The sequence below is a fragment of the Saccharothrix xinjiangensis genome, from assembly GCF_039527585.1.
In the GTDB taxonomy this organism is placed as follows: Bacteria; Actinomycetota; Actinomycetes; order Mycobacteriales; family Pseudonocardiaceae; genus Actinosynnema; species Actinosynnema xinjiangensis.
In genome coordinates, this window is record NZ_BAAAKE010000023.1 from 153250 (window position 1) to 166265 (window position 13016).

A 13016-nucleotide genomic window follows, 5' to 3' on the forward strand; every position below is an offset into this window, starting at 1 on the left:
CCGATGGCCATTCTGCGCAGCTACGTGTCCGGTCGTTGGCACACGCCCCGGAGCGGGGGAGCGCCCCTGCACGACGCGGTGACCGGCGAGGAGATCGCCCGGATCTCGTCGGACGGCGTCGACATGGCGGCGGCGCTGGACCACGGCAGGCGCGTCGGCGGGCCCGCGCTGCGCGAGCTGACCTTCCACCAGCGGGGCGCCCTGCTCAAGGCCCTGGCCTCGTACCTGATGGAGCACCGGGACGAGCTGTACGCCCTGTCGGCCCGCTCGGGCGCGACGCGGACGGACTCGCTGATCGACGTCGACGGCGGCATCGGGGTGCTGTTCGGCTACGCGGGCAAGGCCAAGCGGGAGCTGCCCAACGACCGGGTGTACGTGGACGGCGCGGTCGAGCCGCTGGGTCGGGGCGGCACGTTCGTCGGTCGCCACGTCGCCACCCCGTTGCGGGGGGTGGCGGTGCAGATCAACGCCTTCAACTTCCCCGTGTGGGGCCCGCTGGAGAAGTTCGCGCCCGCGTTCATCGCCGGGGTGCCCTCGCTGGTGAAGCCCGCCTCGCAGACCGCCTACCTCACCGAGAAGCTGGTCGAGCTGGTGGTGGCCTCCGGCCTGCTGCCGGAGGGCTCGTTGCAGCTGGTCTCGGGCAGCGCGGGCGACCTGCTCGACCACCTGACCGCGCAGGACCTGGTCGGGTTCACCGGGTCGGCGTCGACCGCCCAGCTGCTGCGCACCCACCCGGCCGTGATCCGCAACAGCGTGCGGTTCAACGCGGAGGCCGACTCGCTGAACTGCTCGATCCTCGGGCCCGACGCGGTCGAGGGCACGCCCGAGTTCGACCTGTTCGTCAAGCAGCTGGTCACCGAGATGACGGTGAAGGCCGGGCAGAAGTGCACGGCCATCCGGCGCGCCCTGGTGCCCGGGGGGTTGATGGGCGCGGTCGCCGAGGCCGCCGGCGCCCGGCTGGAGAAGGTCGTGATCGGCAACCCCGCCGACGAGAGCGTGCGGATGGGCGCGCTGGCCGGGCTGGAGCAGCGGGAAGAGGTGCGGCGGTCGCTGAAGGCGCTGCTGGAGGCCGGTGAGGTCGTGCACGGGTCGCTCGACCGCGTGGACGTCGTCGGCGCGGACGCCGAGCGCGGCGCGTTCCTGTCGCCGGTGCTGCTCAAGGCCGACCCGGACCACGCCGAGCCGCACCAGGTCGAGGCGTTCGGGCCGGTGTCGACGCTGCTGCCCTACCGGGACGCGGCGCACGCGGTGGAGCTGGCGGCGCGGGGCGCGGGCAGCCTGGTCGGGTCCGTCGTCTCCTACGACGTGGACTTCGTGCGGGAGGTGGTGCTGGGCGTGGCGCCCTGGCACGGTCGCCTGCTGGTGCTCGACCGCGACGACGCGAAGGAGTCCACGGGGCACGGGTCGCCCCTGCCCTCCCTGGTCCACGGCGGGCCGGGGCGCGCGGGCGGCGGCGAGGAGATGGGCGGTGTGCGCGGCGTGCTGCACCACATGCAGCGCACCGCCGTGCAGGCCAGCCCCCGGGTGCTGAGCGCGGTCACCAACCAGTGGGTCACGGGCGCGCCGCGCGTCGAGTCGGACGTGCACCCGTTCCGCAAGACGTTGCGCGAGTTGAGGATCGGCGACTCCGTGGTGGCCGGGCCGCGCGCGGTGACCATGGCGGACGTCGAGCACTTCGCCGAGTTCACCGGCGACACGTTCTACGCGCACCTGGACGAGGAGGCCGCGGCGGCGAACCCGTTCTTCGGCGGCCGGGTCGCGCACGGCTACCTGGTCGTGTCGTTCGCGGCGGGCCTGTTCGTCTCGCCCGAGCCGGGGCCCGTGCTGGCCAACTACGGCCTGGAGAACCTGCGGTTCCTCACGCCGACGTTCCCGGGCGACGAGCTGACCGTGACGCTGACCGCCAAGCAGATCACGCCGCGCGAGGACCAGGACCACGGCGAGGTCCGCTGGGACGCCGACGTCGTCAACCAGAAGGGCGAGTCGGTCGCCAAGTACGACGTGCTCACCCTCGTCGCCAAGCAGTAGGCGGGAACAACCGGCGGGGCCGGCGGAGTTGGTCGAGAGGAAGATCATTCCCGACGAGCTAGGAGCACCTGAGTTGGCTGAGACCACCACCATCGGTGGCGACCTGACCGTCAACCGCCTGGGTTTCGGCGCCATGCGGTTAACCGGTGACGGGATCTGGGGCCACCCGGCGGACCGCGACAACGCGATCGCCGTGCTGCGCCGCGCCGTCGAGCTCGGCGTCAACTTCATCGACACCGCGGACTCCTACGGTCCGCACGTCAACGAGGAGCTGATCCGGAAGGCGCTGCACCCGTACGCGGACGGCCTGGTCGTCGCGACCAAGGGCGGCCTGCTGCGGACCGGCCCCGACCAGTGGGTGAGCCTGGGCAGGCCCGCCTACCTGCGGCAGGCCGTGGAGACCAGCCTGGTCCGGCTGGGCGTCGAGCGCATCGACCTCTACCAGCTGCACCGCGTCGACCCCGACGTGCCGCTGGAGGACCAGGTCGGCGTGCTGGGCGAGCTGCGCGACGAGGGCAAGATCCGGCACATCGGCCTGTCCGAGGTGGACGTCGACCAGGTCCGGGCCGCGCAGGCCGTCGCGCCGATCGTCAGCGTGCAGAACCTGTACAACCTGGCGAACCGCGGCCACGAGGCCGTGCTGGACCACTGCACGGCCGAGGGGATCACCTTCATCCCGTGGTTCCCGGTGGCGACCGGCGAGCTGGCCCGCCCCGGCGGCGTGCTCGACTCGGCCGCCCGGGAGTACGGCGCCACGCCCGCCCAGCTCGCGCTGGCGTGGCTGCTGCGCCGGTCGCCGGTCGTGCTGCCGATCCCCGGCACGTCGTCGATCGCGCACCTGGAGGAGAACACCGAGGCGGCGGGGATCGAGCTGTCGCCCGAGGCGTTCGACAAGCTGTCCGCCCTGGCCTAGGCCAGGTTGGGCAGGCGCCGCGCGACCTTGCGCCGCAGCTTGGCCGGCAGGTCGTCGCCCGCCGCCAGGAGGGTGGGCAGCAGGTCGGGTTCGGACAGGATCGCGCGGAACGCGTGCGAGATGGTGACGTCGTGGTCGGGCCGGTGCTCGACCACGACGTCATCACCCGCCGTGACCATGCCGGGTTCCAGCACCCGCAGGTACGCCCCGGGCAGCGCCCGCCGGGTGAAGGTCCTCACCCAGCCCCGCCGCTCCATCACGGCCGCGAACGTCCGGCACGGCACGCGCGGGTAGGTCACCTGGAGCAGCGCCCCGCCGATCCGCCAGCGCTCGCCCAACCGCGCGCCGGACACGTCCAGGCCCACCGTGGTCAGGTTCTCCCCGAAGGAGCCCGACCGCACCTCGCGGCCCAGCTCGACCTGCCAGTCGTCCAGGTCCTCCCGCGCGTAGGCGTACACCGCCTGGTCGTCGCCGCCGTGGTGGCGCAGGTCCGAGATGTCGTCCCCGACCACGCCGCTGCCGCCCACGCCGCGGGGACCCGGCGCGCGGACCTCCACGGGGGTGGCGACGGGGCGCTTGTCGATCCCGGTGTGTCCGACGACCGAGTGGTCGGTCGCGACGCGGGAACCGACGTTGACGGAGAGCACGTGGGGCATGGCGCTGACCGTAGCCGAGGCACTTTCCGGGTTCGCGCCCCTCACCCGGGGCGCGTGGGGGAGGATGGCGGGGTCACACCAGTCCCGGGGAGGACCATGCGCAGGGCCGTTGTCGCGTTCGTGCTGGCCGCGGTGCTGTCGGGGTGCTCGGCGCGGACCGGCCTGCCGGAACCGGCGCTGGGCCCGGTCCTGGACGACAGCGCCTCGCTGGTCGCCCTGGTCGGCGCCCGCGCCGCGGAGCAGGGCACGGTGCGGTTCGACGCGGAGACCACCGTGTCCGGGCTGAACGTGGCGCTGAGCGGCGACCTGGTGCGCGCCCGCGAGGGGCGGCTGGTGTCGCTGACGGACTCGATGACCGACGTCGTCGTGCTGGCCGACGAGGGGTGGTCGCGCACGCCCGGCGGCGCCTGGACCAGGCACGAGCCCGCCGAGCGGGCGCCCGTGCGGGCGTCCGCCACGGTGGCCGGCCTGCCCGACGAGGTCGACCCGGCCGCGGTGGTGCGGTCACTGGCGGGCGGCCTGGTCGTGTCGACGGGCGACGAGGAGGTGGACGGCGTGCCGACGCGCCGCTACACCATGCTCGTCGACCTGCGGCGGCAGGCGGACCGGGCGATCGACGCCACCCGGCGCGCGCAGCTGGTGGCGGCCTACGAGTCGGGCTTCACCGCGACGGCGACCGTGTGGGTGGGGCCCGGCGACCTGCCGGTGCGGGTGGAGCAGGTGATGAAGACGCTCGACGAGAACGTCTTCCAGCGCACCCTGCACCGGTTCACCGACTGGAACGCGGACCTGCGGGTGAGCGCGCCCAACCCGTAGGGCGGCCCCTCAGCGGAACCGCTTCGCCCGCTCGACCTCCGTCGTCAGCGCGGGAGGCCCGTCGACCCCGCCGCCGGCCACCCCGCCCGCGGCGACCCGGTCCAGCGTCGCCAGCCCGACCTCGGTCACCCGGCCGAACACGGTGTAGTTGGGCCGCAGCACCGAGTCCGAGGTCACCAGGAAGAACTGGCTGCCGTTCGTGTCCGGGCCCGCGTTCGCCATGGCCAGCGTGCCGCGCGGGTAGGTCCGCCGCTCGCCCGTCGGGTCGTTCGGCGCGGGCGGCAGCGAGGTGGGCAGCTCGTCGCGGTACCGGTAGCCCGGACCGCCCTCGCCGGTGCCCGACGGGTCGCCGCACTGCAACACCGCCAGCGTCGGGTACGCCGTCAACCGGTGGCACGTGGTCACGTCGTAGAAGTCCTCGCGCACCAGGTGCAGGAAGCTCTGCACCGTGCAGGGCGCCTGCGCGCGGTCCAGCACCACCGGCACCGGGCCCCGGTTCGTCTTCAGCAGCACGCCCGGGTGACCGCGGTCCGGCGTGCGCCGCGGGTCGGGCGGCAGGGGCACCGGGCGGGCGGCGGGCTCGTCCGGCGTCTTCGCGTAGCCGCACGGCCCGCGCGTCACGTCCGGCGACGACGACGCCCGGGCGGCCCCGCCACCGATCACCATGGTCAACGCCACCACCAGGAGGATTCTCACCACGCCAGGTGTAGCGGACCCGCACCGGCGCGACTAGGGCCGGACGGCGGGTCCCAGCGCCGCCGCGAGCACGCTCAGCGCCTCCCGGTCGGCCCGGCCGGTCTTGGTGATCAGGCTCGCCACGTGCTTCTCCACCGTGCGCGGCGAGATGTGCAGCCTGGTCGCGATCGCCTTGTTGCCCAACCGGCCCGCCAGCAGTCGGAACACCTCGAACTCGCGCACCGTCACGCCCAGTTCCCGCAGCTCCCGGGGCACCTGGTCCGACCCCGTCCGCCGCTGCGGCACGGTGGCGCCCGCCTGCCGCAGCAGCGCGCGGCACGCGCCGGCCACCGCCGCCTGCCCGGCCTGGTGGAAGTGCTCCTCGGTCGGGCGCAGCCACGCCACCGGCTCGCCCCAGCCGTCCGCCACGGCCGCCTCCGCCACCAGCCTCAGGCCCAGGTGGCGGGCCAGCGGGTAGATCGACGCCGCGTCCCGGGCCGCCCGCACCGCCTGCGCGGCCTCGGCCTCCAGGCCCGCCCGCCCGGCCAGCACCGCCAGCGCGAACTGCCCGAACACCCGGTTCCAGCGCATCCCGGCCGCCGCGGGCCGCGTCGCCGCGCGGTAGTCGTCCAGGTCGATCCGCCCGGCCAGCGCGTCCAGCAGCAGTTGGAGCCCGTGCCGACCGGACAGGTGGTAGACGGTCGGCGTCTCCTCCTCGTGGGCCAGCGCCCGCGCCAGGTCCCGCTCGGCCGCCGCGCGGTCCTCCTCCAGCAGCGCGCAGAACGCCCGCGCCAGGCCGTAGCACAGCGGCCGCTCCTGCGACCCGACCCCGCCGACCTCGTCGAACGCCTCGATCGCGGCGTCCATCTCGGCCCGCCTGCCCTGGTGCGCGGCCGCGGTGGCCTGCGCCATCAGCGCGTAGAGGGTCAGGTTCTTCAGCTGCAACCGCCTGGTGTCCGCGGCGGCCCGCGCCAGCCCGTCCGCCGCGGCCGAGTAATGCCCGCGCAGCACGGTGTCCAGCCCGAGGATGCACTCCGCGCTGTAGGCCAGGCTGATCGCGCCGACCCGCAGCGCCTCCTCGCGCACCTCGACCAGCCCGGTCGCCGACCCGTCCGCCAGCCAGTCCAGGCCCGCCTGCCGGAGCAGCGCCCACACCCGCTGGATGATCAGCCCGTGCTCCTCGGCCAGCTCCCGCGCCCGGTCGAAGCACTCGGTCGCCTGGTCCAGGTCGCGGTCCCGCGCCAGGACGCCCAGCAGCTGCCACGTCTCGCAGCCCACCTCGGGCAGCGGCACGCGCTTGGCCGCGTCGGCCGCCCGCCGGGCGAGGAACTCGGCCGTCGCGATCCGGTCCGGCTCCTCCGAGTGCATCGTCATCAGGGCCGCCACCGCGTCGAGCCGCGCCAGGTGCTCGTCGTCGGCGTCCGGGCCGAGCAGGGCGCGCGCCGTCTCCACCTGCACCGCGCTCTCGGTCCACCGGCCCGCGGTGTTGGCGACCTGGGCGAGCTTGGTGTGCAGCTCGGCCCGCCGCACCCGCGACAGCCCGGCCGCGCTCAGCTCGGCCAGCGCGTCCACCAGCGCGAACGCCCGCTCGAACCGGCCCGCCTCGCCGAGCGCGGGCAGCAGCGAGTCCAGCACGTCGGCCCGGATCTCCACGTCCACCCGGCTGGCGAGCAGCCGGTGCGCGTGGTCCAGCAGCCGCACCGCCGACCCGGCCGCGCCGTCGGCCAGCGCCCGCCGACCGGCCTCGGCGAGCAGGACGCCCGCCTCCGCGTGCTGCCCCGCGTCCAACCGCAGCGACGCCACCAGCGCGCACCACTCGCCGGGCAGGCCGGGGCGCAGCTCCTCCACGGCGTCCGCGGTGCGGCGGCTCAGCTCGGCCCGGTGCGCCGGCGGCAGCTGCGCCAGCAGCGCCTCGGCGGTCAGGGGGTGCCGGAACGCGTACCAGTCGGGCACCGGCTCGTCCGGCGTCACCAGCTGCGCGGCCACGCCCGCGTGCAGGTGGGACAGCACGCCGCGGTCGTCCATGCCGGTCACCCGGCGCAGCACGGACAGCGGGAACCGGTGCCCCAGCACCGCGGCCGCCGACAGCAGTTCCCGCCCCTGCGGGCCGAGCCGGTCGGTGCGGTGCGCGATGGCCCGCACCAGCGCCGTCGGCACGTCGATGCGCAGGTCGCCCAGCACCTGCCACCCGGCCGGGCCGGACACCAGCTGACCGCTGTTGACCAGGCCGTGGAGGATCTCCTCGACCACGAACGGGTTGCCCGCGCTGTCCGCCCACAGCCGTTCGACGACCTCGTCGGGCACCTCGTGGTCGGGCACCTCCAGGCACAGGGCGGCGACCCGGCGCACGTGCGGCTCGGTCAACCGGCGCAGCTCCAGCAGCGCGCCCGCCTCCCGCTGCGCGGCCAGGCGGATGACGTCCAGCGTCGGCCCCGGGTCCGCCCGCGCGGTCACCAGCAGCGCGGCGGGCACCTGGTCGAGGTTGTCCACCAGGTAGTCGACGACCGCCAGCGTCTCCGCGTCGGCGTCGTGCAGGTCCTCCAGCACCACCAGGCACGGCCGGTCCCGGCCGATCAGGGCCAGCAACCGCAGCACCGCCTCGGCGAGCACCACCACGGAGTGCGCCTGCCGCTGCTCCCCGACGCCCCACTCGGGCGCCAGCGAGCCGAGCACACCCTGGTAGGGGCCCAGTTCTCGCAGGTCAGGGGCGTCTCCCGCGCGCAGCAGCGACATCAGCGCCTCGGTCAGCGGCCGGAACGGCACGCTCGGGCCGATGGTGCTGCCGCGACCGCGCAGCACCCGCATCCCCCGGTCGAACGCGGCGCCGGCGGCGAAGCGCGCCAACCGGGTCTTGCCGATGCCCGGCTCCCCGATGAGGAACACGGCGCCGCCGTGCCGGGCGCCGGCGTCGGCCAGCACCCGTTCGAGCACGAGCAGTTCCTCGTCGCGCCCGACGACGACCGGCGCGCGGGTGTGCATGGGGCGAACCTTAGCCAAGCCGAACTACCGCACGCCAAACTGCCCGCACCCCCAGTGTGGGCGGGCAGTTCGGCGCTCTCGCGCTACCCGTGGATGATGGGTGCGCTCACGGTTCCGCCGCTGACGGCGCTCGCGGTGACGACCGCGTAGGCGCCGACGGCGAGGGCCATGCCGGCCAGGGCGCGGGCGCGGCCGCCGACCCGGCTCCGGTGGGACAGGGACAGGTCACCGGCGGGGTGGTCGCCGTCCTGGGTCTCGTCCCAGGTGGTGACCTCGTCGTGGCCGGCGTTGCTCATCGGGTGTTCTCCTCGTGTGGGTTGCGGTGGTGCGGGGTGTCGAGCAGGAGCACCGAGGGCACCCGCTCGGGGAAACCGAGGCGGAGCAGGCCGTACCCGATGCCGGAGAGCCCGGTGAGCAGCCCGGCCGACGGCACGCCGCCGGGGGTGCCGCAGCGCGCCCCGTACTGGTCCAGCGCGCCGAGGACCAGACCGGCGCGCCTGGTCCGCATGGCCTCGGCCAGCGAGTGCCCGCGTTCGGCCAGCACGGTCAGGGACTCGACCACGCCCAGCTCGCCGTGGCACAGGCTCAGGTCTCGCAAGGGGTCGTGCACCGCCAGGGCGTTCAGGCACCGGTCGAGGTGCAGGGTGTGGGTGTCGACCGGCTGGTCGGGGTGCGCGGCGTGCGCCAGCACGGCTCCGGCCAGGCCGGAGCACCAGCTGTGGTCGGCCTCGGCCACGTCGAGCAGCCGCTGCTTGAGCGCCTGGTCGGCACGCAGGTTCGCCCGGCCCGCCACACCGTACCGCTGGTCGCGGCTGACCCGCGAGTAGCGCAGCAGCGCCCAGCCGACGCCCGCCCGGCCGCGGGCGACGCCGTCGCCGCCCGGCGTGGCGGTGAGCAGCCGGTCGGCGTAGGCGCGGGCCAGCGCGCCGGCGGCGGGCAACCCGCTCTCGGCCCGCACCGCCAGCATCGCGGCCAGGCCGCCCGCCCAGCCCTCGACCAGGTTGGCGGGGTCCTCGCCGACCGCCTCGACCTTCGCGGTCACGTCCAGCGCGGTGCGCAGCCAGCCGGTGATCTCCGCGTCGTCCAGCAGGTTCGCCAGCCGGGCCAGGGCGTAGCAGATGCCGCCGAGGCCGTGGAACGCGCCGCTGCCCACGGTGACCGCCAGCTCGTCGTCCCGGGCGAACGCGTCGAGCAGCGCGGGCACCGGCGCGAGCGCCTCGCGGGCGAACTCCAGGTAGCGCTCGGCGCCGGTGAGCCGACCCAGCTGCGCCAGGAACAGCGCGACGCCGGTGTAGCCGTTGGACAGCCCGGCGCCCATCGCGGACACCGCCCAGTGCCGGTCGTCGACCAGCTCCAGGCCCACCCAGTTGACCCGGCCCGCCGACGTGGCCGCGTGCGCCAGCACCTCGTCGGCCACCCCGCACGCGGCCACCAGCAGCCGCTGCGGGTCCGGCACGCCCGGCTCCAGCGGCGCGGGCAGCGCCTGCCCGGTGCGGTGCTCCACCGGGTGCGGCCTGCTCGCCAGCGCGGCGGAGATCAGCCACTGCTGGTAGTGCTTGTCGACCTCGTCCAGGGCCAGGACCTTGGCCACGACCGCGTCCAGGCCGGACACCGGCAGCAGGCCGGGCAGCCGCTCGCCGTCCGCGGTCCACGCGTCCCGGCTGCTCGGCTGGGTGGTGAACAGCGGCACGTCGCCCGCCCACAGGTCGGTCAGCTCGTGCGGCACGAGGGACCGCAGCACGTCCGAGTCGCCGGAGTCGTCCCACAGCAGCCGCAGCACGTCCTCGCGGTCGCCCGCGCCGCGCAGCGCGTCCGGGTGGGTCGACTCGTCGAGCAGCGTCGCGTACAGGCTGGTCATCCTGGGCACGAACCGCACCGGCAGGTCCGCGAAGCGCCCCAGCGAGCCCAGCAGCTCGTCGCGGTGGTCGCAGAGCACGTCGTAGCCGACCCGGAACCCGGCCAGCAGCGCGCCCAGGTAGTCGGAGGGCTCGGCCTCCACGCCGTCGAGCACGGGCCGGTTGTGCGCGGGCGCCAGGGGCGCCGGCCTGCGCACCAGCCGCATCCGGTCGGTCCCGGCGTGCAGCCACGCCGCGCCGTCGACGGGGAAGCCGCGGTCGCCGCCGACGCCGCCCACGTCCAGCGCGCCGTGCTCGCCCAGCAGCACGAGCGGCAGCACGGCGGTGCGGTGCACGGACCGGGCCAGGGCGCGCACCGCCGGGTCCGCCGGGACGCCCGTCTCGGGGTGGAACAGCGTCTCCACGTCCACCAGCACCGGCTGGTCGCCCGCCGCGATCAGGTTCTCGTAGTGCATGTCGGTGCTGTCGACGACGTACAGCAGCGCGGTCAGCGCGCCCAGCCGGTGGTAGAACCGGCTCACGGCGGCGACGTCGGCGCACGGCTCGTGCTCGACGAACTCCAGCCAGCCGTGCCCGGACCGCGCCACCACCCGCGGCAGCCGCAGGCCCACCCGGGCGTGCCCGTCGAACCACGCCAGCAGGCCGGCGAACTCCCGGTGCAGCGCCACCGACCGCGGCTTGTAGACGACCCGGCGCCCGTCGGCGAACGTCAGCACGGCCACCGACCGGCCCCGCGCGTGCAGGTCGCCCCGGCCGGTCTCCACGTGCGCGACCGGGCCCGGGTCGCGGCCGTCCAGCAGCGTGCGCACGATCTCGCGGCGGTCGTCGGCGAACCGGTTCAGCAGCTCGGAGTGCGCCTCGACCGCGTGCAGGCAGGCCTGGCCGAGCAGCCGCGCGAGCACCGGGTACTTGGCGAACAGGGCGGACAGGTCCACCTTGCCGACGAAGTCGGTGAACCTGGCCTCCGGCGTGTCGCCGACGAGCCGGCCGGCGAGCCGTTCCAGGTTCAGCTCCAGCACCAGGGTGCGGGCGGCGAGCCGGGCGAGCCTGCCGCCCAGCGCCCGGGCGAAGTCGGCGCCCAGCCGCCGGTCGCGCTCCAGCGCCGCGCGCACCAGGGGGCGCAGGGCGAACGCGAACGCCTCGTCCCAGCTGCCGCCGGCGAAGTCTGCACGGGCCGCGGTCGCGGTGGCGCGTTCCACGAACGCGGCCCATGAGGGCCGCCCGCGAGGGGCGACCGGTTCGTGGGGGTTCTCGCGCACGCCGCTGTGCCACCAGGTGGCGGGGGACCGGTCTACGGCGGACGCGAACACGCTGCTCAAGGTGACACGCGCCGAACCGCCCGCACATGGGGGCCCCGCCCCCAGATTTGCGGATCCCTCACGACCAAACCGCACATGTGCGGTTAGGAGCAGTTCTCCGCGTGCTCGGCGGCGTCCTTGTACCCGTCGGGGAGCGAGACGACGCCCATCTTCTGCACGGCGTCGTTCATCACCGTCACGGCCTCGGTCATGTCCTGGATGGCGGACGAGTAGACCTCGACGGACAGCTCGGGCGCGCCGTCCACGGTCGACTTCGCCTTGGCGAACTTGTCGCGCGCCCGCCCCAGCGGTTCGACGACGACCTCGACCGCGGCGTCGGCGGCGGGCTCCGGCGCGGGGGTCAGCTCACCGAGGTCGTGCAGCACGACGTCCAGCACGTCGACCACCCGACCGAGCGATTCGCTGACGGACTTCTTCGCCTGCGCCGGGTCGCCCTCCGGCGGCTGGAACTGCACGCCACCCGAGGCGACCATGTACTCGGCGACGGCGCAGAAGTTGTTCACCCAGCGCACGACACCGGCGTCCGGCGCCGAGGGCGCTTCACCCGGCACCGCCTTGCCCGCCACCGGCGTGCCACAACCCGCCAGGCCGAACACCGCCAAGGCCACCACCCACCGCTTCACAGTGGAGTTCTACCCCAGCGCGCCCCCGTGCCGCCGCAGAACCGCCGGTCTCGCAAACGAACGCAAACCACCGCAAGCCAAGCGTAAATCCTGCCCTATAGTTGCTACATGACGCAACGTCGATTGGCAGAAGTGGCCGCGAAGGTCGGCGTGAGCGAGGCGACGGTCAGCCGCGTGCTCAACGGCAAGCCCGGCGTCTCCGACGCCACGAGGTCGGCCGTGCTCACCGCGCTGGACGTGCTGGGCTACGAGCGCCCCACCCAGCTGCGCGGCGAACGGGCCCGCCTGGTGGGCCTGGTCCTCCCGGAACTCCAGAACCCGATCTTCCCCGCCTTCGCCGACGTGGTGGGCAACGCCCTCGCGCAACGCGGCTTCACCCCCGTCCTCTGCACCAGGACGGCAGGCGGCGTCTCCGAGGCGGACTACCTCGAACTGCTCTTCGAACAACACGTCTCCGGCGTCGTCTTCGCAGGTGGCCAGTACGCCCAGGCGGACGCCTCGCACGACCACTACCGCCAGATGACGCGCCGCAAGCTCCCGGCCGTCCTCATGAACGCGGCGATCGACGACCTGGGCTTCCCCAGGGTCTCCTGCGACGACGCGGTAGCCGTGGAACAGGCCTTCGGCCACCTGCTGGCCCTGGGCCACACCCGCATCGGCGCAGTCCTGGGCCCCACCGACCACGTCCCGTCCCGCCGCAAACTCTCGGCCCTGGCCACGTGCGCCGAGAACGCCGGCGCGGAACTCTTCGAAGAACACGCCATGTTCTCCCTGGAAGGCGGCCAAGCAGCAACAACCCGCCTCCTCAACCGAGGCGTGACGGCCATCGTGTGCGCCTCGGACCCCCTGGCCCTGGGCGCGGTGCGAGCAGTCCGCCGCCAAGGCCTGAAAGTCCCCCACGACGTCTCCATCGTCGGCTACGACGACTCAGCCTTCATGACGTGCACAGAACCCCCACTGACCACGGTCCGGCAACCCATCGAAGCCATGGGCCGAGCCGCCGTGGAACTCCTGGCGAACCAAATCGCCGGCACCGCAGTCCCCGACGAAGAACTCCTCTTCGAACCAGAACTAGTAGTCCGCTCCTCCACCGCCCCCGCCCCCCGCTAACCACCCCACCCCAACCACCCCACCCCACCCAGCCCCCACCC

The 13016-nt window shown here is 74.5% G+C and carries 10 protein-coding genes; 4 read left to right on the forward strand and 6 right to left on the reverse strand.

What is annotated here, in order from left to right; all coding sequences use genetic code 11:
- Positions 1-3: 3 nt before the first annotated feature.
- A complete protein-coding gene (gene paaZ / locus ABD223_RS32975) occupies positions 4-2028 on the forward strand; it encodes a phenylacetic acid degradation bifunctional protein PaaZ (RefSeq protein WP_344040615.1) in 2025 nt (674 codons plus the stop codon).
- 73 nt (positions 2029-2101) lie between these two features.
- A complete protein-coding gene (locus tag ABD223_RS32980; protein WP_344040616.1) occupies positions 2102-2941 on the forward strand; it encodes an aldo/keto reductase in 840 nt (279 codons plus the stop codon).
- Here ABD223_RS32980 and ABD223_RS32985 read toward each other — a convergent pair.
- Positions 2938-3597: an MOSC domain-containing protein gene (locus ABD223_RS32985; protein WP_344040617.1), complete on the reverse strand. Its 660-nt coding sequence runs from the start codon at positions 3595-3597 to the stop codon at positions 2938-2940. The genes ABD223_RS32980 and ABD223_RS32985 overlap by 4 nt on opposite strands.
- A 96-nt stretch (positions 3598-3693) precedes the next feature.
- Here ABD223_RS32985 and ABD223_RS32990 point away from each other — a divergent pair, with 96 nt between their 5' ends.
- On the forward strand, positions 3694-4413 hold the full coding sequence (locus tag ABD223_RS32990; RefSeq protein WP_344040618.1) for a LolA-like protein: 720 nt from the start codon (positions 3694-3696) through the stop codon (positions 4411-4413).
- A gap of 9 nt (positions 4414-4422) precedes the next feature.
- Here the strand turns inward: ABD223_RS32990 and ABD223_RS32995 are convergent, their stop codons facing one another.
- The 5 genes from ABD223_RS32995 to ABD223_RS33015 all read right to left on the reverse strand — a co-directional run bounded on the left by ABD223_RS32995 (position 4423) and on the right by ABD223_RS33015 (position 11865).
- The gene (locus ABD223_RS32995; protein WP_380648323.1) at positions 4423-5109 is read right to left on the reverse strand and encodes a peptidylprolyl isomerase; all 687 of its coding nucleotides are present in this window, start codon (positions 5107-5109) and stop codon (positions 4423-4425) included.
- Between the two features lie 33 nt (positions 5110-5142).
- Complete coding sequence (locus tag ABD223_RS33000; protein WP_344040619.1) at positions 5143-8067, reverse strand: helix-turn-helix transcriptional regulator; 2925 nt, start codon at positions 8065-8067, stop codon at positions 5143-5145.
- A gap of 83 nt (positions 8068-8150) precedes the next feature.
- Positions 8151-8363 (reverse strand): hypothetical protein, encoded by a 213-nt coding sequence (locus ABD223_RS33005; protein ID WP_344040621.1) that lies wholly within the window; start codon positions 8361-8363, stop codon positions 8151-8153.
- The gene (locus ABD223_RS33010; protein ID WP_344040622.1) at positions 8360-11233 is read right to left on the reverse strand and encodes a type 2 lanthipeptide synthetase LanM family protein; all 2874 of its coding nucleotides are present in this window, start codon (positions 11231-11233) and stop codon (positions 8360-8362) included. The genes ABD223_RS33005 and ABD223_RS33010 overlap by 4 nt, the downstream gene beginning before the upstream one ends.
- Positions 11234-11325: 92 nt before the next feature.
- Complete coding sequence (locus ABD223_RS33015; RefSeq protein ID WP_344040623.1) at positions 11326-11865, reverse strand: hypothetical protein; 540 nt, start codon at positions 11863-11865, stop codon at positions 11326-11328.
- A gap of 108 nt (positions 11866-11973) precedes the next feature.
- Between ABD223_RS33015 and ABD223_RS33020 the strand changes: the two genes are divergently transcribed.
- Entirely contained in the window at positions 11974-12975 is a 1002-nt protein-coding gene (locus ABD223_RS33020; protein ID WP_344040624.1) for a LacI family DNA-binding transcriptional regulator, read from the forward strand.
- The last annotated feature ends 41 nt before the right edge of the window (positions 12976-13016 follow it).

Bases quoted from the DNA above. Each gene is read 5' to 3' on its own strand.
- ABD223_RS32985 (WP_344040617.1), bottom strand. From the start codon at position 3,597: ATGCCCCACGTGCTCTCCGTCAACGTCGGTTCCCGCGTCGCGACCGAC.
- ABD223_RS33020 (WP_344040624.1), top strand. From the start codon at position 11,974: ATGACGCAACGTCGATTGGCAGAAGTGGCCGCGAAGGTCGGCGTGAGC.
- paaZ (WP_344040615.1), top strand. From the start codon at position 4: ATGGCCATTCTGCGCAGCTACGTGTCCGGTCGTTGGCACACGCCCCGG.
- ABD223_RS33000 (WP_344040619.1), bottom strand. From the start codon at position 8,067: ATGCACACCCGCGCGCCGGTCGTCGTCGGGCGCGACGAGGAACTGCTC.
- ABD223_RS33005 (WP_344040621.1), bottom strand. From the start codon at position 8,363: ATGAGCAACGCCGGCCACGACGAGGTCACCACCTGGGACGAGACCCAG.
- ABD223_RS32990 (WP_344040618.1), top strand. From the start codon at position 3,694: ATGCGCAGGGCCGTTGTCGCGTTCGTGCTGGCCGCGGTGCTGTCGGGG.